The organism is Thalassospira sp. CH_XMU1420-2 (assembly GCF_037029325.1).
In the GTDB taxonomy this organism is placed as follows: domain Bacteria; phylum Pseudomonadota; class Alphaproteobacteria; order Rhodospirillales; family Thalassospiraceae; genus Thalassospira; species Thalassospira povalilytica.
Window position 1 is genome coordinate 746,044 of the sequence record NZ_JAYMEG010000001.1, and the last position, 20,380, is coordinate 766,423.

Here is a 20,380-nt window from a genome sequence, read left to right on the forward strand (position 1 = left end):
TGATCATCACTTGGTGATACGTCGCGTTACCCGACGCTGCGTATTGCAGGAAACCATGTGTGATGACGGTCATTGTTTTTGCCGCATTTTTAATTTGCAGCTTTTCTAATTTAACTACAGCCAATCGCCATCCGGTGCAAAAGACCTTTGGTATAGCGGGCGTCAATTTGCCTATCCCCAAGGGTGGGTCCAAAGGTATGGACGTTACGGAACAGGCGGTTTTTCGATGATTTTTGGACTCAATGCAAAGCGATTTGGACGCCGTGTGCATTGGACAACCACAAGCTGTGCTAAACAAGCGCATCAAAATATAAAGCTCTGCGGTCGATTGAAGAAACAGCGGGGCATTCGGGGCAACGCTGAGATTTCTCTCTGGGGGAGAACATGAATTCAGTCGATTCACACCCGGCACGTCGGAAAGGAGAGCGCAACTTCTCTGATCCGGGACGTGACTGGGGGCCGGCCTGCCATATTGTGCCAGGTCGCCGCATTAACGAACCCAATTACAAGGCCGGGAACAGTCCGGTGGCCTTGCTGGCGCGGTCGCGGTCCAATTTTGATCTGATCGCCGAAAGCAGCAAGGAAATTGCCGATGGACCGCCGCCCTCTGATCCGTATGAGGCAATGGCCATGGCAATGATCCGCACCATCGGTGAAAGTGTCTCGGTTCTCAAAAGCATTGCCGATGTGATGCCGACCCTTGATCGGATGCTTGTTGGTCGTGATGGCGAAAGTCTGCATGAAGAAGCCCTTCGAGACAAAACCGGCAGCGCATCTGACAAGGCTTCTGAAAAAGCCCGGGCAGAAGGCAAGGCAAATGCCCTTTGCTGGTCATCGGACATGATGGTTGAAATTCACAATCTGTGTGCCCAGAACCGCAAATCCGGACAGGCCCACGCCAAAGCCATCCGCCGATATGACATCGATCCCGAACCCGACAATGACATCTTTCCGCCGCTGCGCAATTTCAGTAACGATTGACGTTGCACGGGATGGCGGGCCGGGTTTTCCGGGCTGGCATCGCGGGATGATCAGCGGAAATAGCCGCCCGGTGTGCGTCCGGTAACCTTACGGAACATGGCGATGAAGGCGGATGGCGTTTCGTAGCCAAGATCAAGCGCGATCTCGGTGACAGGGCGGTCATTCGCCAGTTTTTCAAGTGCATAAAGCAGGCGCAGTTTTTGGCGCCAATCGCGAAACGGCATCCCGGTTTCGCGCAGAAACAGCCGTGCCAATGTGCGTGATGACGCCCCGCAGATGCGCGACCAGTCATCCAGGGTGCGGTTATCTGCCGGGTTTTCAAGCAGCGCGTCGCAAATCTTGCCAAGCCGCGCGTCCTTCGGGGCCGGAAGATGCAGGTTTTCCTGGTCCGGCGCCCGTAATTGATCAAGCAGAACCCGCATCAAACGGCCTTCTGCGCCATCTTCGTCATATTCGATCGGAATTTCGGTTGCCGCACGGATCAGTTCACGCAACAGCGGACTGACATCAAGTACCATGCACCGATCAGGCAGGTTCACCGGCGCAGTGCGGTCAATATAGATATGGCGCGCACGGGTAAAGGTCGCATGGGTCACGGCGTGTTCAAGATGGGGCGGCACCCAGACCGCGCGTTGTGGCGGCACGATCCATATCCCGGCTTCGGTAATGACCTTCATCGTCCCTTCGGATGCGTAAATCAGTTGGCACCAGTCATGGCTGTGCGCGCCGATGCTGTGCCCGGCGGGCACGTCGCTCATACGGACATAGATCGGGCGCGGCAACGCATAGGGGCGCGGACGGATATGGTTGGCTTCGTCAATCGGGGTTGGACGGTCCATCGGAACGCCTCGTGTGTCTGTTTTGCGATATATGATGGCAGATTATCGTAAGACAGACGGACTGCAATAGGTTTAATTTGGTTTCATTCCAAAACATACGATGCGTGACAGCGGAACCGCCACCAATGCGGCCCAGTCCGGGGAGACAAAATGTCCAAGGAAGAAATCATACCCGAAGCCTCCAACCACGCGGCCCCGATCGGTGAGGTGTCCGACGCGGCGGCGGCCGGTGTCCCGGTCTATAAGGGCTGGCGCAATCCGGAAGTTCTTCTGATTGTGATGGCCGCAGCCATGCCATTGTCCTTTTCGACATGGATGGCGCTTTTGAACAACTTTTCGATCGAGATGGCGGACTTTACGGGACGTGAGATCGGAATTTTGCAGTCCCTGCGTGAAATTCCGGGGTTCCTTGCCTTTACCGCGATCTTTGTCTTGCTGGTACTGCGCGAACAGACATTTGCGTTGCTGTCCTTGCTGGTCCTAGGGGTCGGGGTGGCAATTTCGGGATATTTCCCGACGGTGATTGGTCTGTATTGCACCACGGTTCTGATGTCGATTGGCTTCCATTATTTTGAAACCATGCAACAGGCGCTTTCCTTGCAGTGGGTCAAAAAGGAACGCACCGCCATGGTGATGGGCAAACAGCTTTCGGCGAAGTCGATTTCATCGCTTGTGATGTTCGGGGTTGTCTGGCTGATGCTGGAAATCTTCGATGTCGACTATCGTTATGTCTATCTGTTTGGCGGCGCGCTGACGGTGATTGCGGCGTTGTTTGTCTGGGGCGCTTTCCCGAAATTCTCCGATGCCCATCCGCAAACCAAAAAGCTGATCTTGCGCAAACGCTACTGGCTTTATTATGCGCTGACCTTCATGAGCGGCGCCCGACGCCAGATCTTTACCGTGTTTGCCGGCTTCCTGATGGTTGAAAAGTTCGGATATGACGCGGCAACCATCACGTTGCTGTATCTACTGAACCACGCGATCAACATGTTCCTCGCACCCAAGATCGGCAAGCTGATCGGCAAATGGGGGGAACGCCGTGCCCTGACCTTTGAATATATCGGTCTGTTCATCGTGTTCGTCTCCTATGCCTTTGTTGACAACCATGTGGTTGCCGGTGGCCTTTATGTGATCGATCATCTGTTCTTTGCCATGGCAATCGCCATCAAGACCTATTTCCAGAAGATCGCCGATCCGGCCGATATTTCGTCAACAGCAGGGGTCAGCTTCACGATCAACCATATCGCAGCGGTCTTCATTCCTGCGGCATTCGGATTGTTGTGGCTGTTTTCGCCAAGTGCGGTGTTCCTGGCCGGTGCGGCGATGGCGGCTGTGTCGCTGGTGCTTGCGCTTAATGTGCCCCATGATCCGGAACCTGGGAACGAAGTGGTGCGGGGCTACAAATCGCCGCATGCCGTTCCTGCCTGATCTCAATGGCCTTTTTGGCGCTTTGTTTCAAATCCGGAAACGCCCGTGCAGATGCGCGGGCGTTTCCATTTGTATTTGCCCCATCTTTTTCGCAAAATCTTCAAAACCTGACCATCTGAACAAGAATAAAGTTGATCGACCGAGCACTCGAACAGGGAAAAGACCCATGACATTCATCCACAAGGCAGGCCTTCGCACCGCTGGCGCATCCGCGATCGGACTTTCGCTGGCATTGCTCAGCGGCACAGCACTGGCCGACAGCACGGTTTCGCTGCGTATCCTCGAAACCACGGATATTCACACCCATCTGGTCAATTATGATTATTACCGTGATGGTGAATCGGACACGGTCGGTCTGGCAAAGGTCGCGACCTTGCTCAAGACCGCACGCGGCGAGGCAGAAAATGTCGTCTTTGTTGATAACGGTGATCTGATCCAGGGCAATCCGCTTGGCGATTACATGGCCAAGGAACGCGGCCTGAAAAAGGGCGAAACCCATCCGGTCTACAAGGCAATGAACCTGCTGGGCTATGACGCGGCCAATCTCGGGAACCATGAATTCAATTACGGGATGGAGTTCCTTGAAACCGCGATTGCCGGGGCAAACTTCCCGTATGTTAGCGCTAACATCTTTGTTGATGATGGTGATGGCAATGCCGAAAATGACAAACCCTATTTCCAGCCCTATGTGCTGCTTGATCGCGAATTTGTCGATGACGAAGGTAAAAGCCACAAGGCAAAGGTCGGGGTGATCGGGTTTGTCCCGCCTCAGATCATGCAATGGGACAAGGCCAATCTGGAAGGTAAGGTCTTTACCAAGGACATTGTTGAAATGGCCGAAAAATATGTCCCGGAAATGCGTGAAAAGGGGGCTGACATTGTCATTGCCGTTCCGCATTCCGGTCTTTCGACCATGGAACGCCACGGCATGGAAGAAAACGCTACCTATTACCTGTCAAAGGTCGATGGCATTGACGCCATCCTGTTTGGTCATGCCCATACGGTCTTCCCGTCCGATGCCTTTTCCGATCTTGAAGGTGTCGATATCGCCAAAGGCACGATCAATGGTGTTGCCGCGGTAATGCCGGGCTTCTGGGGCAGTCATCTTGGCGTGATTGATCTGACGCTCAATGTTTCTGATGCGGGGGAATGGACCGTCGTTGACAGCCTGTCAGACGCCCGCCCGATCTATCAGCGCGAAGGCCGTACCATCACCCCGCTGGTTGAAGCCGATCCCGAAATCATCGCCGCGGTCAAGGAAGAGCACGAAGGAACGATCGCCTATATGCGCGAAGGTGTGGGTACGACATCGGCCCCGATCAACAGTTTCTTTGCGCTGGTGGCCGATGATCCCTCGATCCAGATCGTGACCAATGCCCAGAAATGGTATCTGGAAAAGATCCTGAACGGATCGGAATATGACGGCATTCCGATCCTGTCGGCCGGGGCACCGTTCAAGGCCGGCGGGCGTGGTGGTCCGGACTATTTCACCGACATCCCCGAAGGCAAGATCGCGCTTAAAAACGTGGCTGATCTTTATATCTATCCCAACACGGTGCGTGCGGTTCTGCTGAATGGTGATCAGGTCCGTGAATGGCTTGAAATGTCGGCGGGCCAGTTCAATCAGATTGACCCGAACAACAGCGATGAACAGCCGCTGATCAACCCTGATTTCCCGACCTATAACTATGACGTGATTGACGGGGTGACCTATCAGATCGATGTGACCAAACCTGCCCGCTATAACAAGGCCGGTGAAGTGGTGAATGCCGATAGTCACCGCATCGTCAATCTGAGCTTTGATGGCAAACCGGTTACCGCAGATCAGCAGTTTGTCGTTGCGACCAATAACTATCGCGCTGGCGGTGGCGGCAATTTCCCGGGACTGGACGGATCGACCATCATTGTCGAGGCCCCCGATGAAAACCGCACGGTTCTTGCCAACTATATCCTGACTGAAAAGGAAATCGATCCCAAGGCCGATGGCAACTGGACCTTTGCCCCGATTGGCGATGCGTCCAAGGTGACCTTTGTCACCAGCCCCAAGGCATCGGCGGCCGCCAATGCCCCGGACAATATCAGCTTTATCGGTGAGGATCAGGACGGCTTTGCCAAATATGTCCTGCAGACCAAATAGTCTGTCTGCTTGTTTCGCATCATAACAATGCACCATAAGAAAAGCCGCCCGGCGAAACGGGCGGCTTTTTTATTCGGGCGGGCATTCTATCCCGATCAAATGTTATTTCTTGTTGGCGGCCTGCGGACCTTTGCCACCCTGACCCTGCTGTGCAGGCGGGTTGTCTTCACGCGGGTTCTTACCGTTCAGATAAGCCTGTGCGCAATGTTCTTCGCAATAGGGCTTGCTCGGGACGATCTTCTTGCCACAGAAGTGGAAGTCATCATCGCCCGGGTCGCCAAACGGCCAGCGGCACATGCCAGCACCAAGATCAAAGATCGAGATACCTTTGCTCTGTTGTTTGGGGGCCGGGGCTTTCTTCTGTTCAGCTTCCTCTGCACGGCGCTGAATCGGAGACGGGCGTTTGGGCAGGCCAAGGCGGTGTGCCTTACCTACGACGGCATTCTTGCCAACACCCAGTTCTTCACCGATGCGTGCCGTGGTCCAGCCCTGATTCCAGAGCGAGGTCAGCAATTCAATCTTTTCCGGCGTCCAGCTCATTTCGAGTATATTCCGTGTTCCGTTGCCTGCCGGACGGTTTTATTCCCGTCAGCAGTTGCTTATTGTCCGATGTCAAACAGGGATACAGAGGTATCCGCTAATATCTCGTAACGCAAGGGTCTTGGAGATTCGCACCCCGGCCCGTATGCGAGAACAGCGCAATTTGCATGTTGAAGCAGCAATGTAAAGAGGGGATCGCACTTTGGTCTGGTTTTTCATCTCGCTCGCGGTTTTCCTTGGGGCACATATCATTCCCGGTCTGCTCAGGGGTAAAATCGTCGGTCTGATCGGGTATCGGGCCTATGTTGTTGGTTTCTCACTTGTTTCGACCATCCTGTTTGCATGGGTCATTCACGAGGTGATCGCAGCAGAGTCGTCATGGCTTTGGGATTTTCATCCTGTGCGTGCAAAACTGTTGATTATCATCATGTTACCCGCTTCTATTTTGTGGGCCTGCGCCATTCTTCAACCCTGTCCGTTGTCAATCGGGCGTCGATCCGGCTTTGATCCGGACCGTCCGGGCATCAATCTTTTTTGCCGTCATCCTTTGTTGCTGGGCGTGATGCTGTGGGGGGCTGGCCATGTCGTTGCCAATGGCGATTTGGTGGCAGTGATCTTTTTTGGCGGCAGTGCAGTCTTTGCCCTGATCGGATTTTGGCGCATGGAGAAAATCCGCCTGCGTGACATGTCTGCGGCCCGTCGGGATGCAATTTTACAAGGGACTCGGCGGTTTTCGCCGTCCGGGCTGCTCAAAGGGGCGATCAGGTGGCGTGATCTGCTGCTTGGTTGTGTGATTTATGCCGTGCTTCTGGGCGGGCATGCCCATGTGATCGGGGTCAATCCGCTTGAATTGGCCGGTTGGTAGGGGCACTCGCAGCGCAAGGCTTGTCAGCCCCGGCGATCAAAGGGATACTGTGGCAAAGGCATACCGCAAAGATATGTCCCGCGTTTGTCGCTTTTGGCAATCGCGGGCACAACCAAGCGAGGTATCATGACGTCTCCCCAACTCGCGACCAATCTTGCCAGATTTGCAGAAATAGAAGGCCGTCATCCAAGGCTTCTTCTGGCCACCGCCTCGTCCGAGGAACAGGCCCATCACAAACATGTCGCCACCCTGTTTGCCGATGGCGGTTTTGATGTGGATGTCGCCCCGCCGCATTCCGATGCCCAGTCAATTGCCCGCCAGGTTATTGATTGCGATGCCGACATGCTGGTGCTGATCCGAACATCCATGACATCCCCGGACCGGGTCAGTGTTGCCGATCTGATCTCGGCACTTGATGCGATGGATGCGGAATATGTCAAATTCGGCATTGTTGGCCATTCGGATGATCCGGCGCGTGCGAATGTCGATTTTGTCTGTGATCTTGAACATCTTCAGACAGCCGATTGCGAAGCGCTGATTGCCTATATTCTGGCAGTTGAAGAAGGCCGTGTTGCACAACATATTTAAATCATTGCCGGTTTCGCGCACGAAGCCGGGCAATGATTTCGAAACCCTTTATGTGCATAATGGTTGAATCCCCGTGCGGGAAAAATAATCGAAGGATCAATTGATGGGATTGCTCAAGGAAACGCTGATGCGCGTCTTTGTCGGCAAGAAGGGCCGCGATGCCATTCGTGCCTATAACGATGCGCAATCCCTTCAGGTCCGTGACCCGGCGACCGCCGAACAGGCGGCCGCCCAGGCCCGTCAGGCGCGGCGCATCGAAGACCGTGCCCTTGCCCATCAGGATGAAGGCATGTCGCTTGAAGAAGCACGCGCCCTTGCCCTGGCCGAGACCCTGACAGAACAGTCAGACACCCCGCACACCGAAATCATGAAGGCCCTGAATGCGGCTGATGCCAAACTTGGCAAACAAAAAAGCAAAATCCCGACCGAAGCCGATGAACGCCGTCAGGAACTGATCAACGAGGCGGTAAAGGCCCTGCGCAGCAAGCAGGGTGATCTAGACCGGCTCGATCCCGACTTGCGTGCCAAACTGACCGTGATGGCGGTGGGGGCGTTGATGGGCGGACCCAATACGCGCCAATAACCAAGCTAACCGGGCAGGCACGCATCAATGCCGCCCTGTTTCGATACGGATTTGCATATGGCACCCGGTTACGGGTGCTTTTTTGTCGGTGGGGCAGGGATCGCAGGTCAGAAACCGGGACGGAACGGAACAGAACGCCTGGGACAAACTGTCAGACATTTAACGGGCGATGCAGCCCGCTTAGAAGTTCGCCATAGCTTGGTTCATTGTCTGCGGTCAGATAGCCGTGGCGGATCAGGAAATCAATCACCACCAGTGCGCAATTGAACTTGAAATCAAAACCCGACCGGACAATTTCTGCGACCTCGGCAAGGGGCAGCAATTCGAACCGATCAACTTCGCCGTCGGTACATTGTGGAATGAAATCTTCTGGCAGTTCGAGATCGAAATTGATCATGACATCGGGTTTCAGTCCTTCGGCAGTCTCATAAAGATATGAAACTGCCCCGATCGGGCGGACATGGCGGGACAGGCTTTCGGGAATGCCGGCTTCTTCGGCGCATTCCTTGATCATGTTTTCGCGAAAACCAAGCCCGGTCGGCTGGCCACCGGCAACCATATTGTCAAGCATCCCGGGATAGGTCGGCTTGTCCTTGGCGCGATGGGCAATCCACATATGAATCCCGTCGGATTTGCGCACAAAGCCGTTCATATGCACGCCCCACGACCGGCACCCGAAATAGGGCATTGCAAACCGGTCCAACTGACAAAGTGGGGGATCGGACAACTGATTGCGGATGTCGAACTTTTCACCGTGAAGCCGTTTGATCACCCCCTGTTCGCACAGGCGGCGGGTCGCATCGACAAGGACTTCGTTGCGATGTTCCGGCGTTTCGATATGCGCGGCAAAGCCGTATTCGCCATTCTCGTCGCGGATGAAATCCGATCCAAGTGCGGTAAGTGCCGTGGCAAAGTCCGACCGAATGGCCCCGACCGGCTGATCATCAATGCGAAACCGCGCATAGCGCGACAGGTTGGCGTTGTTGCAGGCATTGATATGGACAAGATAAGCCAATTGGGACTCCTGTCGGGTGGAACGCGCTGCCCGGTGGGGCAGCGCTGCGACCGCGACAGCCTACGCGCTCAGTGCAGAATTGGAATAGCCTTTTTCCGATGTCAGCACCGTGTTGACGTGCACAACCTGACGCAGACAGCGCGCGATATGTTCTGCCACCTTGGTTTCAAGCTGCTGGACCTGAATGTCGATCTGCAGTTCTTCGAAACCGCGATTGCCGTCGGCAACGGTGGAATGCCAACTGGCCGGGACCAGATTGCGCTTGGCAAACAGTTCAAGAACGCGCGGCATCACATCGGGTTCAGCAGCCGCATGAACAGAAAAGCAATAAACGGATTTTGGGGTGCGTGCGTCTTCTTGGGACGCCGCAAAACCATGATTGGTCATGACAATGCTCACGGATTTTCAGTGCATCAAACAGGCGAACAGGTACGTCCCGGTGTCCTTAGACAACCGGGCAGATAATTCGCGTAATGATGGCAGTGAAAATGTGGCGGTTGGTCATGAAGCTATCTAAGCAGGGTGGATTTCAGAACCGGCTGGTTTGAAACAGATCACAGGATGATGAAGGCGATAACTGGATCAGAGAACCAGTAGCGATGCAATCAGGGCCACAATGGTGCCTGCGAACAGGATTTCCATCGAACGGGCAATTTGCTGTTCACGAGCAACGGCGATAGCAACGGCTTTGCGCTTATTCATCATATTCACTCCGTCTTCTGACAGGTAGCTTGTTCGTGCCAACAGGGCACTCGACAAATATATGCAGGGCAATGGCCGCGATACAAGGCTTGTGAGTCAAAAAACGTCAAAAAACTTTCAACTGCGTGGAAAAGGTCGCTTTTTTCTCGTCGAATTTGTCACAAATCGGCTTTTTGCAGTGCGATCCCCCCGAGGATAGGGGGAATCGCCCGCAACCTGATTAAACGGTTTCGATGCCGCTTTGCCGATTCGCCGGTTTTTTGCCGCTTTTGGCGGGTTCCGGCGCTGGTTCGGGCGCGGGTATCTGGGGGTGAACGATATGGGCGTAATCGCTGATCGGGCGCGGATGACCAAACATGTATCCCTGAACTGCCCGGCAATCGTGATCGGTCAGGAAGTTGGCCTGTTCATCGGTTTCGACACCTTCGGCAATGACATCAAGCGCCAGGTCACGGCTCAGATTTATGACGGCCCGGACAATCGCCCCGGCCTGGGCATTGCCCACCAGCTTGGTGACAAAGGACTGGTCGATCTTGATGCGGTCAACCGGGAAGTTCTGCAAGGTCGCCAGCGATGAATAGCCGGTCCCGAAATCATCCATGGCGATCCGCACACCAAGTTTCTTGATGTCGGAAAGGATCTTCATCGAACGTGCCGGGTTGTGGATCAGGGCGGTTTCGGTGACTTCAAGCTCAAGACGCTTGGGATCAAGACCGCTTTCCTCAAGGATGGCGGCAACCACTTCGGGCAGTTCATGTTTCTGAAGCTGAACTGCTGAAAGATTGACCCCGATGCCAAGCGGCTTGTCCCAGCCGGCCGCCTCAAAGCAGGCGGTGCGCAAGACCCATTCGCCCAGCGGAATGATCAGGCCGGTTTCCTCGGCGATCGGAATGAAACGGCCCGGCGGAACCTGGCCAAGTTCGGCATCCTTCCAGCGCAGCAACGCTTCGAATGACTGGATTTCCTTGTCATCGGCATGGCATTGCGGCTGGTAATAAAGTTCAAGCTGCTCGTTTTCGAGTGCCACCCGAAGATTGGACGCCAGCTGGCGCTTGAAACGGTATTCTTCATCCATTTCGGAAGAATAGAACACCACATCATTGCCGCCCGATTGCTTGACCCGATACATCGCAAGATCGGCATGGAACAGGATGCTTTCGGCATCGGCACCGTCTTGCGGATAATGGGCAACCCCGATGCTGGCCGACAATTTGGCGCGGTTTTCCTGATTGATAAAGATCGGAAGTGCGATGCAATCGAGGATCTTCTGTGCAACTTCCTGGGTATGGGTCTTGATGCTGTTGGGGTTGGTGCGGTTCTGATGATGCAACAACACCACAAATTCGTCACCGCCAACTCGGGCAATGGTCAGTTCATCACTGATCAGTTTGCCCAGCCGTTCACCAAGTTCACGCAGCGCATGGTCCCCGGCGATATGGCCGAAACTGTCGTTAAGTTCCTTGAAATGGTCGAAATCGACACACATCACGGTGGTCGGAACGCCGGTTTCGTCTGATTCCTGAAGCGCCTCTGACAGACGGTCGTTAAAGGTCGTCCGGTTCAGAAGTTTGGTCAGTGAATCATGTTCGGCCAGGAACCGGATATGCTTTTCCGCCGCATAGCGTTCACGCAGGTCGCGCAGACCGAAAATGGTGGTGTCATCGGCAATGTCATCGGCCGGAATTTCACGGCGAATGACTTCAACCGGAAGCTCTTTCTGGTTTTCCAGCCGCAAGGACGTCTCGACATAATTCAGGTTGCCCTGCTGAAATGCCAATGGCGTTTCCGGAAGCCAGCGCGCCAAGAAGTCCTGATCGATAACGTCATGCTGTTTGGTCCCGGTCAGGCGCAGGAAGCTTTCATTCACATCAATGATCCGCCCGTTCTGGGTCAGGACCAGGGCCTCGATCGCGGAATCGCCAAGGATGTGCATGCGGTTGTTGATATGGGCGCGCATCTGGCGGTCAACCAGTGCGGTGACAAAGCCGATCGCAATCAGAAGGGCAGCGACAATCGCAACGCCAATCGCCAGATATTGCTGCGAAATCAGCTGGGCCGGAACCGGAACCGTCGGGTCCGGGGTAACAATAAGGGCACCCATCGCACTGAAATGCATGGTTGCAACGGCAACGGTCAGATTGACCTTGCCCAGAAGCTTTTGTTTGGGCGTCCGCGCCGGGCCGGCCAGCCACAGCGAAATCATCCCGAACACCGCCCCCATCAGAATGGCTGCGATGACGATATCCATATGCCAGCTGATGACGCCCGGCACGCTCATGGCCATCATGCCGGTGAAATGCATCGCCGAAATGCCCAGACCGACAACCAGGCCCCCGACCAGCCGCGACAGCAACAAATGCGGTCCGGCGACCGATGCAATCGAAAAGCCGAACATGGTTGCGCCAATGGCAATCACAAGCGACGTTGCGGTCAGAACGGGCTCATATCCGACCGGCAAGACCGGGTCATAAGCCAGCATCGCGATAAAGTGGGTGGCCCAGATGCCGCCACCGGTGACTACGCCGGTCAGAAACAGCCATGCAAACCGTTGCTGCAACCGCCCCATACAGGCGCGCGCATACAGGTTAAAGGCCGTATGAATTCCGCCCAGGCCGATTGCGATGGCAACCAGAACCAATACAATGTCATGCTGGGTCGCTAGGCAGTCATATATTCTATACATTCAGACGCCGATAAATTTCATTATTCAATGGTTTCAATGCGTAAGGCCGCTTGCTGATTTGATTTTAATTCCTGAATTACAATCAACGCAAATGATAATGTAATGTCCGTGCAATTGTTTTCGCGAATACAGGAATTCGGACCGGAATTTGTTTAGTAAAATTCCACGTTTACTGTTTTACGGCTGCGTATCAATTGCAGATCACGCAGTAAAATACCGGCGGTTCATTTGGTTGCGTTTTGCGCATACCAAATGGATCGCGCCCGGTCTGGCCGGGCGCGGTGGGGGACTGATTTGGGTTGAAGTATAACGGCCTAGCGGATCGTCAGATCGGTTTGCCCGATTGTCCTTGGCTGTTTGCCTGGGCGGGTGAAAATGACTTCGCCGGTATAGTTGCCCGATGGCCATGCAGCACCCGGCCGGTCCATATTGATATAGAACCACTTGGCGCGTGGTCCCTGATCATTGGGCTGATCAATTACAAAGTCGCGATGCCCGCCCTTGCCGGTCGGGGTCTGCAAGCTCAGCCGGATGACGTCGCCATTATTGGCCCCGATCAGATAAGCCCAGAAATAAAGTCCGGGGCTTGTGCGGGGCAGTTCGGTTTCCTTGCCATAGCCGCGCTTGATATCGGATGCGTTCGGGCGCGCCATTGAAAAGCCGTGCCCGTAAAGCGTGATGTCATGATAGGTCAGCTGGGCACGCGCCGATGACGACCACAGTACAGCCTGATCGGCCGAACACTGGCTGCGGTCGCTTGATCCCATTGCCGATCCGCTGAACGGATCCACAAGCTGGCCATCCTTGCGCAAGTTGAAATGCAGATGCGGGAATGTTGCCTGACCGGACATGCCGATTTCGGCAATCATCTGTCCGCGTGTGACCCGGTCGCCTTTCTTGACCGCGATCGAGCCGCGCCGCAAATGGCAATACTGACTTTGCCAGCCATCGGCATGGTCGATCAAAACCCCGTTGCCACATTCGATGCCATCCAGACTGTTTTTGGCAAGTCGGCCTGAATCAATGTCTTCGACCCCTTCGCGCAGGGCAACCACCGTGCCATCGGCAACAGACCGGACAGAAATACCTTCGAGCATGGTGGCTTCGTCGGGAACGGAAAAATCGGTGCCGCGATGACCGTCATAGGTCGTGGTGCCACAGGCATAATCACGGATTTCCGGGCCAGGATCGTGATCGACATAATGGACGATGTCACATGTATTGTTCGGGCAATCGACCGGAAGATCAAAGGGCGGCCCATCTGCCTTTGCCAGACCACCAAGGGACAGGGTTGCGAACACGGTCAGAAAAAGTGTCCGTAAATGTCCGGATGGGTGTGGCATGGGGCCTCCTTGTTATTATCAAACTGTTTAAAACTGCGATTTATCACGAAACACTTATTATCTAACACAAAGGTGATGCATCTGCGACGCGCAAGATATTGTTCGTAAGGGCAGGTATCGCTATCAATTCCTATATGGTGATCAAACCCGCCGGGGTGGCAAATTCTTGTCAAACAGCTGTGCGGACCAACGACCAGGGCATTTTGGAATGGATCAGAACGGATTGCTGAGACTGGGGATTTTCGCGGCCATTCTTGCTGTCATGGCCTTGTGGGAAGCCATCGCCCCCTATCGTCCCAAGGAAGTGGTGCGGCGGCCTATGCGCTGGCTGACCAATTTCGGGTTGCTGCTGGTCAGTGCGGCACTTGCGCGCTTTACCATTGGTGCGGTGATGATTGCGACGGCCATCTGGGCACAGCAACAGGGGCTTGGACTGAACAACCTGGTGGGGATGCCGGCACTTCTGGGCGGGGTGATTACGATCATCGTGCTTGATTGCGCCATATATTGGCAGCACCGCCTGGCCCATATGATCCCGATTTTGTGGCGGTTTCATCGCGTGCATCATTGTGATGTCGAATTTGATGTCACAACGGCCGTGCGCTTTCACCCGTTCGAAATTGTGGCCTCGGCGCTTTATAAATCCTTTTTCGTTTTGCTGATCGGGGCCGACCCGTGGGCGGTGGTGATTTATGAAAGCATGCTAAGCGGTTTTGCCCTGTTCAATCATGGCAATGTCCATCTGCCCAAAAGTCTGGATCGTGCGTTGCGGTTATTGATCGTCACACCGGACATGCACCGGGTGCACCATTCCAGCGTCATGGATGAAACCAACAGCAATTATGGAAACATCCTGTCGGTCTGGGATCGGCTGTTTGTCAGCTATACCGATCACACCCGGACCAATGATCATGACATGCAGATCGGGCTTGAAGAATTCCGTGACCGCAACAGCCAAAGCTTGCTTGGCGTGTTGTGGTTGCCGTTCCGTCAGCCATAATCAGGCCGGCACGATCCCGCGCACCGCAAGGGCCGATGCCACAAGGGACCGCCGCCCGTCCGGTTTGCCACCAAGATAGGCCCGCATGGTGGCCTGCTGGATTTCATGGGCAAGATCGGCGGGCTGGTTGGCAAAGAAATTCCGGATCAGGCTGTGTGCCCCCATCAGGGCCTGCCAGTAATCGTCGAAATCGATAAAATCCATCCTGACGGCCAGTGTGGCTGTCGAAACATCTTCCAGTCCCGCATCGGACCAAAGATCAAAAAGATCGTCTTCATCCTGATAGGGAACATCAAAGACCTTGGCGCGCAATTCTTCGCCTTCGCCATCGGCAAGCAGCGCCGCCACATCCAGAAACAGCCGGATGAATGTCAGGCCCCCGACACGGTCCCAGACGGTTGCGGCAATCCGGCCTTTGGCACGGGTGACCCGGACCATTTCGCCAACTGCACCAGCCGGTCCGTCAAGATCGTTCAACAGAAGCTGGGAAAAGGCTGTGTCAAAGCTGTCATCCGCAAAGGGAAGGGCGGTGGCATCCCCGGTCTCGAACCGTACGTTCGGCGCGGAATTGCGCAGCGCGTCGGTCATATAGTCGGGCATCACGTCAATCCCGACAATGTCGGCCTTGGGATAACGGGTGGCCGCGGCCAATGTAAGACTGCCGGTACCGCACCCGACATCCACCAGCGCCCCGCAAGACGGGGCCGCGACAAAATCAAGGAAACTGCGCGACAAACGGCGGCTCCATCGGCCCATTGCGATTTCATAGGTATCGGCAATTGTCATGTTCATCGGGTGTTGTTTCCTTCGGGCTGGCGGCCGGTTGGCGGCATCTTTTTTGTGGTTATGACGGATGCCCCACACATCAGCCAAGTACCTGATGTGTCGCTGATTTCATTTATTGCAAGTCCAACAGTTTTGCCTATTCGACGAAATAGGGATTGCCCAAATTTCAAATTGCGCAATAAAGTTACAAATGCTGCGATGCAAAATTAACCATAAGCGCGATAACGCGTTGGTCAAATCCGACCATGACAGGCAAGGAAGGTGAGGAAATGAAAGATTTGAACGGACTGGAAGGGCTGTATCTCGAAGATCTCGAGGTGGGGCTGGCCGCAAGCTATGCCAAAACCGTGACGGAAACCGATATCGTCATGTTTGCCGGCCTGTCGGGGGATACCAACCCGGTCCATCTCAATGATGAATATGCCCGGACCACGATGTTTGAAGGCCGCATTGCCCATGGGATGTTGTCGGCCGGCTTCATTTCCACGGTTCTTGGGACGCGCCTGCCGGGGCCCGGCACGATTTATCTGTCACAGAACCTGCAATTCAAGGCACCGGTACGGATCGGCGATACCGTCACGGCCAAGGTTATCGTGCGTGAAATCATTGCCGGTAAAAAGCGCGCGATCCTTGAAACCAATTGCTATGTCGGGGATCGCTGCGTGATTTCGGGCGAAGCAACCGTCATGGTGCCAAGCCGCGGTTAACCGATGATCTGGCGCAGGCGGATGTTTGTTCGCCTGCCGCTTGCAGCCCCAAAGACGCTTCCTTATCTGGATGATCTTGACGGCTGTCGTATCAGCCATGCAGGACGGGCTGCGCTTTTTTAGCGGAAAAGTCTTTACGCTCCGGGGGCGGGACCTTTATAGCTGCCTGCTGGATTTGCCGATATGCGATCGGCTGACATGGGTAAAAGCAGCAAAGAGAGACCGGCGCGGATGCGCGTTTTTCGATCTTTTGAAAACCTGACCGATGAGGCGCGCGGCGCTGTTGTGGCGATCGGCAATTTTGACGGTTTGCATCTGGGGCATCAGACGCTTCTGGATCAGGCACGCAAAATTGCCCGCGATCTCGGTGTGCCGCTTGCGATCCTGACATTCGAGCCCCATCCGCGCATGTTGTTCCGTGCCGATGATCCGCCATTTCGCCTGACCTCGGCCGAGGATCGCGAAACCGCTGCGGGCAGCATCGATATCGATCTGTTTTACGAGGCCGAGTTCAATCGCAAATTCGCCGCCATGAGTGCCGAAGAATTCATCGAACGCGTTCTGGTCAAGGGACTTGGCGTCAAACATGTGGTGGTCGGCTGGGATTTCTGCTTTGGCAAGGGCCGGGCAGGCAATGTCGATCTGTTGCGTGCCATCGGCGAGAAATCCGGATTTGGCGTGACCGCGGTCGAAGCTGTGACCCACGATAACGGGATCATTTATTCGTCGACCGCCATCCGTCAGGCCCTGCGCGAAGGCCGCCCCGAAGACGCCGCCCACCTTCTGGGGCGTCCGTGGGAAATTGCCGGGATTGTTGCCCATGGTGATGCGCGTGGTCGGACGATCGGCTTCCCGACGGCCAATGTCGCGCTTGGCGATCACTTGCGTCCGAAATTCGGGGTTTATGCCATCGAGCTTGGCCTGATTTCTGATGCGGATGGCCAGACGGTTGAACGCTGGGTGCCCGGAGTCGCCAATATTGGTGTAAGGCCAAGCTTTGGCGGCGATGACGATGCCGGGCTCGAAGCACACCTGTTTGACTTCGATCAGGACATCTATGATCGCCACGTGCGGGTCCGTTTGCACGGCTTTATCCGGGGCGAACAGAAGTTCGACGGGCTTGATGCCCTTAAGGCCCAGATTGCGGCTGATGTGATTGCAGCCAAAGAGATTCTCGGCAAGATTTGAATTTGTCGACGAACCCGCTATGATCCGCGCGCTTTTTGCGGATTCACCGGGGGTTCGCCCTTTTAATTTGTTCAAGACGACAGGACCGTCACGATGAGTGTCGAATACAAGAAAACCGTTATCCTGCCCCAGACCGATTTCCCGATGCGGGCGGGTTTGCCAAAGATGGAGCCCACCCTGCTCGAGCAGTGGAAGAAAGAGGACCTCTATGGCAAAATTCGCGGTATTTCTGCCGACCGTGAAATGTTTGTCCTGCATGATGGCCCCCCCTATGCGAACGGCCATCTGCATATCGGTCATGCGCTGAACAAAATCCTGAAAGACGTCATCACCCGTTCCCAGCAGATGCTGGGCAAGAACGCAGTTTACGTTCCGGGTTGGGATTGCCACGGTCTTCCGATTGAATGGAAAATCGAAGAACAGTATCGCGCCAAGGGCAAGAACAAGGATGATGTTCCGATTGCCGAATTCCGCAAGGAATGCCGCGAGTTCGCCCAGAAATGGCTTGATGTCCAGCGCGAAGAATTCAAACGTCTTGGCGTGATGGGTGACTGGGACAATCCCTATGTCACCATGGATTACAAGGCCGAGGCATCGATTGCCCGCGAACTTGGCAAATTCCTGATGAACGGGTCGCTCTATATGGGCTCCAAGCCGGTCATGTGGTCGGTGGTCGAAAAGACCGCCCTTGCCGAGGCCGAAGTCGAATATCACGACCATACCTCCAAAACCATTCATGTGCGTTTTCCGGTCACCGAGACCAAGGTTGATGTCCTGAAAGACGCCACCATCGTCATCTGGACCACCACCCCCTGGACCATTCCGGGCAACCGCGCAATTTCCTATGGTGCGGAAATCGAATATGCGGTGATCGAAGTCACCGAAACGGCTGAAGAAGCATGGGCCACCGTTGGCGAGAAAATGGCGGTTTGTACCGACCTTCTTGAAGACTTGTGCAAAAACGGTCGCATCACCGGGCACAAGGTTGTCGGCACCTTCAAGGGTGCAGACCTTGACGGCACGGTTGCGGCCCATCCGTTCCGCGGGCAGGGTTATGACTTTGACGTGCCGCTTCTCGCAGCTGATTATGTCACGACCGATACCGGTACCGGCTTTGTCCATACTGCACCGACCCACGGCCCTGACGATTACCAGACCGGTCTGAAATACGGTCTGGAAATTCCGGAAATGGTGGATGGTGACGGTGCCTATTACCCGACCGTTCCGATGTTTGCCGGCAAGCGCATCTATGATGAAAACGGCAAGGAAGCCGACGCCAACGAAGCCGTCATCGCCAAACTGATCGAAGTTGGCGCATTGCTGTCGCGTGGCCGTCTCAAGCACTCCTATCCGTGCTCCTGGCGTTCCAAGGCCCCGATCATCTATCGCACCACGCCGCAATGGTTCATTTCCATGCAGGATAACGACCTCCGTGAAAAGGCGCTCAAGGCGATTGATGAAACCCGCTTTGTGCCCGAAGCCGGTCGCAACCGTCTGCATTCCATGATCGCCAACCGTCCGGACTGGTGCGTATCGCGTCAGCGCGCATGGGGGGTGCCGATCACGGTATTCATTGATAAAAATACCCGTCAGCCGCTTCGTGATCAGGGGGTGCTGGATCGCGTGTATGAAGCCTTCTGCGAAGAAGGTGCTGATGCATGGTTCACCCGCGATCCGCAGGACTTCCTGGGCGACAAATACGACGCGGCGAACTATGAACAGGTCACCGACGTTCTTGACGTCTGGTTTGATTCCGGTTCGACCCATGCCTTCGTGCTCGAAGAACGCCAGGACCTTAAATGGCCGGCGGACCTTTATCTCGAAGGATCGGATCAGCATCGCGGCTGGTTCCACAGCTCGCTTCTGGAATCATGCGGAACCCGCGGTCGCGCGCCGTATGAAGCAGTTCTGACCCACGGCTTTGTTCTGGACGGTGAAGGCCGCAAGATGTCCAAGTCGCTGGGCAACGTGATTGCGCCAAATGACATCATCAACAAGCTTGGTGCCGACATCCTGCGTCTGTGGGTCGTCAGTTCCGACTATCACGATGATCTGCGCATCAGCCACGAAATCATTCAGCGCCATTCCGACATCTATCGTCGTCTGCGCAACACCCTGCGCTTCCTGTTGGGGAACCTTGCCGGCTTTGATGATGCGGAAAAAGTTGCTGATAACGAACTGCCGGAACTTGAACGCTGGGTCCTGCATCGTCTGAGCCACCTTGACGATATGGTGCGCAAGACGACGGCTGATTTCGACTTCCACACCATGTTCATCGAACTGCACAACTTCTGTGCGCTCGACATGTCGGCCTTCTATCTTGATATCCGCAAGGACGCGCTTTATTGCGATGCGCCAAGCAGCCTGCGCCGTCGTGCGGCCCGCACGGTCATGGATCGCGTGTTTGATTGCCTTGTGCGCTGGCTGGCACCGGTTCTGTGCTTTACCGCCGATGAGGCATGGCGTGCACGTTATGGTGCGGAAAGCTCGGTCCATTCGGAAACCTTCAACACGGTATCGGATGGCTGGAAAGACGAAGCTCTTGCTGCCAAATGGGCAAAGATCCGCAAGCTGCGTCGTGTTGTCACCGGTGCGCTGGAACTTGAACGTGCGGAAAAACGCATTGGTGCCAGCCTCGATGCCGCGCCCAAGGTTTACGCAACGGCTGAATATGTCGAAGCACTTGACGGCCTTAATCTTGCCGAAATCGCCATTACATCTGACATCGAACTGATCACGGGTGACGCACCGGATGGTGCCTATACCCTTGATGATGTTGCAGGTGTTGGTGTTGTTCCGGCGCTGGCAGATGGCGAAAAATGCGAACGTTGCTGGCAGACCTTGCCGGAAGTCGGCAGCCACGCAGAACATAAAACCGTCTGTAACCGCTGTGCAGATGCCGTTGATGAAATGGGAATTACCGCGGACCAGTAAGGTCTGTGGTTTCTGGTATCAGCCCTGCCTTGGTGCAGGCTGATACCGGCAAGTCAGAAAG

At 55.1% G+C, this 20,380-nt stretch carries 18 protein-coding genes; 11 read left to right on the forward strand and 7 right to left on the reverse strand.

The features are described 5' to 3' along the window. Positions 1–62 precede the first annotated feature (62 nt). Together WA429_RS03320 and WA429_RS03325 are read left to right on the forward strand one after the other, a co-directional pair. Positions 63–230, forward strand: a complete 168-nt coding sequence (locus tag WA429_RS03320; protein ID WP_170310072.1) for a hypothetical protein — start codon at positions 63–65, stop codon at positions 228–230. Positions 231–384: 154 nt separating this feature from the next. Next, positions 385–981: a hypothetical protein gene (locus WA429_RS03325; RefSeq protein WP_287464291.1), complete on the forward strand. Its 597-nt coding sequence runs from the start codon at positions 385–387 to the stop codon at positions 979–981. 50 nt (positions 982–1,031) lie between these two features. Here the strand turns inward: WA429_RS03325 and WA429_RS03330 are convergent, their stop codons facing one another. Then, a complete protein-coding gene (locus tag WA429_RS03330; protein ID WP_287464290.1) occupies positions 1,032–1,820 on the reverse strand; it encodes an AraC family transcriptional regulator in 789 nt (262 codons plus the stop codon). Positions 1,821–1,970: 150 nt separating this feature from the next. Between WA429_RS03330 and WA429_RS03335 the strand changes: the two genes are divergently transcribed. Further along, positions 1,971–3,248 (forward strand): MFS transporter, encoded by a 1,278-nt coding sequence (locus WA429_RS03335; RefSeq protein WP_287464289.1) that lies wholly within the window; start codon positions 1,971–1,973, stop codon positions 3,246–3,248. Positions 3,249–3,414: 166 nt separating this feature from the next. Then, positions 3,415–5,385, forward strand: coding sequence for a bifunctional 2',3'-cyclic-nucleotide 2'-phosphodiesterase/3'-nucleotidase (locus WA429_RS03340; protein ID WP_287464288.1), 1,971 nt, complete (start codon positions 3,415–3,417; stop codon positions 5,383–5,385). Positions 5,386–5,487: 102 nt separating this feature from the next. Here WA429_RS03340 and WA429_RS03345 read toward each other — a convergent pair whose 3' ends face one another. Next, entirely contained in the window at positions 5,488–5,925 is a 438-nt protein-coding gene (locus WA429_RS03345) for a GcrA family cell cycle regulator (protein WP_101245501.1), read from the reverse strand. Between the two features lie 202 nt (positions 5,926–6,127). Between WA429_RS03345 and WA429_RS03350 the strand changes: the two genes are divergently transcribed. The 3 genes from WA429_RS03350 to WA429_RS03360 all read left to right on the forward strand — a co-directional run bounded on the left by WA429_RS03350 (position 6,128) and on the right by WA429_RS03360 (position 7,961). Then, a complete protein-coding gene (locus tag WA429_RS03350; protein WP_287464287.1) occupies positions 6,128–6,790 on the forward strand; it encodes an NnrU family protein in 663 nt (220 codons plus the stop codon). A gap of 126 nt (positions 6,791–6,916) precedes the next feature. Then, complete coding sequence (locus WA429_RS03355; RefSeq protein ID WP_101245503.1) at positions 6,917–7,378, forward strand: hypothetical protein; 462 nt, start codon at positions 6,917–6,919, stop codon at positions 7,376–7,378. Positions 7,379–7,481: 103 nt separating this feature from the next. After that, positions 7,482–7,961: a hypothetical protein gene (locus WA429_RS03360; RefSeq protein WP_287464286.1), complete on the forward strand. Its 480-nt coding sequence runs from the start codon at positions 7,482–7,484 to the stop codon at positions 7,959–7,961. Between the two features lie 151 nt (positions 7,962–8,112). On the opposite strand, the gene WA429_RS03365 is transcribed toward WA429_RS03360, so the two are convergent. The 4 genes from WA429_RS03365 to WA429_RS03380 form a co-directional block, all read right to left on the reverse strand. After that, positions 8,113–8,976, reverse strand: coding sequence for an NUDIX hydrolase (locus tag WA429_RS03365; RefSeq protein ID WP_287464285.1), 864 nt, complete (start codon positions 8,974–8,976; stop codon positions 8,113–8,115). Between the two features lie 60 nt (positions 8,977–9,036). Then, positions 9,037–9,363, reverse strand: coding sequence for a hypothetical protein (locus WA429_RS03370; RefSeq protein WP_101245506.1), 327 nt, complete (start codon positions 9,361–9,363; stop codon positions 9,037–9,039). 535 nt (positions 9,364–9,898) lie between these two features. Beyond that, entirely contained in the window at positions 9,899–12,361 is a 2,463-nt protein-coding gene (locus tag WA429_RS03375; protein WP_287464284.1) for a bifunctional diguanylate cyclase/phosphodiesterase, read from the reverse strand. Between the two features lie 314 nt (positions 12,362–12,675). Further along, on the reverse strand, positions 12,676–13,704 hold the full coding sequence (locus WA429_RS03380) for a M23 family metallopeptidase (protein WP_287464283.1): 1,029 nt from the start codon (positions 13,702–13,704) through the stop codon (positions 12,676–12,678). Positions 13,705–13,912: 208 nt separating this feature from the next. On the opposite strand from WA429_RS03380, the gene WA429_RS03385 reads away from it, so the two are divergent. Continuing rightward, positions 13,913–14,704 (forward strand): sterol desaturase family protein, encoded by a 792-nt coding sequence (locus WA429_RS03385; RefSeq protein ID WP_250281902.1) that lies wholly within the window; start codon positions 13,913–13,915, stop codon positions 14,702–14,704. On the opposite strand, the gene WA429_RS03390 is transcribed toward WA429_RS03385, so the two are convergent. Continuing rightward, positions 14,705–15,496 (reverse strand): class I SAM-dependent methyltransferase, encoded by a 792-nt coding sequence (locus WA429_RS03390; RefSeq protein ID WP_101245510.1) that lies wholly within the window; start codon positions 15,494–15,496, stop codon positions 14,705–14,707. 263 nt (positions 15,497–15,759) lie between these two features. Here WA429_RS03390 and WA429_RS03395 point away from each other — a divergent pair, with 263 nt between their 5' ends. The 3 genes from WA429_RS03395 to ileS all read left to right on the forward strand — a co-directional run bounded on the left by WA429_RS03395 (position 15,760) and on the right by ileS (position 20,319). Next, entirely contained in the window at positions 15,760–16,197 is a 438-nt protein-coding gene (locus WA429_RS03395; RefSeq protein ID WP_206926814.1) for a MaoC family dehydratase, read from the forward strand. Positions 16,198–16,428: 231 nt separating this feature from the next. After that, positions 16,429–17,385 (forward strand): bifunctional riboflavin kinase/FAD synthetase, encoded by a 957-nt coding sequence (locus WA429_RS03400; protein ID WP_287464282.1) that lies wholly within the window; start codon positions 16,429–16,431, stop codon positions 17,383–17,385. A 93-nt stretch (positions 17,386–17,478) separates the two neighbouring features. Further along, a complete protein-coding gene (gene ileS, locus WA429_RS03405; protein ID WP_287464281.1) occupies positions 17,479–20,319 on the forward strand; it encodes an isoleucine--tRNA ligase in 2,841 nt (946 codons plus the stop codon). Positions 20,320–20,380: the final 61 nt, after the last annotated feature.

Bases quoted from the DNA above. Each gene is read 5' to 3' on its own strand.
- WA429_RS03335 (WP_287464289.1), top strand. From the start codon at position 1,971: ATGTCCAAGGAAGAAATCATACCCGAAGCCTCCAACCACGCGGCCCCG.
- WA429_RS03400 (WP_287464282.1), top strand. From the start codon at position 16,429: ATGCGCGTTTTTCGATCTTTTGAAAACCTGACCGATGAGGCGCGCGGC.
- WA429_RS03325 (WP_287464291.1), top strand. From the start codon at position 385: ATGAATTCAGTCGATTCACACCCGGCACGTCGGAAAGGAGAGCGCAAC.
- WA429_RS03320 (WP_170310072.1), top strand. From the start codon at position 63: ATGACGGTCATTGTTTTTGCCGCATTTTTAATTTGCAGCTTTTCTAAT.
- WA429_RS03355 (WP_101245503.1), top strand. From the start codon at position 6,917: ATGACGTCTCCCCAACTCGCGACCAATCTTGCCAGATTTGCAGAAATA.
- WA429_RS03375 (WP_287464284.1), bottom strand. From the start codon at position 12,361: ATGTATAGAATATATGACTGCCTAGCGACCCAGCATGACATTGTATTG.
- WA429_RS03340 (WP_287464288.1), top strand. From the start codon at position 3,415: ATGACATTCATCCACAAGGCAGGCCTTCGCACCGCTGGCGCATCCGCG.
- WA429_RS03390 (WP_101245510.1), bottom strand. From the start codon at position 15,496: ATGAACATGACAATTGCCGATACCTATGAAATCGCAATGGGCCGATGG.
- WA429_RS03370 (WP_101245506.1), bottom strand. From the start codon at position 9,363: ATGACCAATCATGGTTTTGCGGCGTCCCAAGAAGACGCACGCACCCCA.
- WA429_RS03330 (WP_287464290.1), bottom strand. From the start codon at position 1,820: ATGGACCGTCCAACCCCGATTGACGAAGCCAACCATATCCGTCCGCGC.
- WA429_RS03385 (WP_250281902.1), top strand. From the start codon at position 13,913: ATGGATCAGAACGGATTGCTGAGACTGGGGATTTTCGCGGCCATTCTT.
- WA429_RS03395 (WP_206926814.1), top strand. From the start codon at position 15,760: ATGAAAGATTTGAACGGACTGGAAGGGCTGTATCTCGAAGATCTCGAG.
- WA429_RS03380 (WP_287464283.1), bottom strand. From the start codon at position 13,704: ATGCCACACCCATCCGGACATTTACGGACACTTTTTCTGACCGTGTTC.
- WA429_RS03360 (WP_287464286.1), top strand. From the start codon at position 7,482: ATGGGATTGCTCAAGGAAACGCTGATGCGCGTCTTTGTCGGCAAGAAG.
- ileS (WP_287464281.1), top strand. From the start codon at position 17,479: ATGAGTGTCGAATACAAGAAAACCGTTATCCTGCCCCAGACCGATTTC.
- WA429_RS03345 (WP_101245501.1), bottom strand. From the start codon at position 5,925: ATGAGCTGGACGCCGGAAAAGATTGAATTGCTGACCTCGCTCTGGAAT.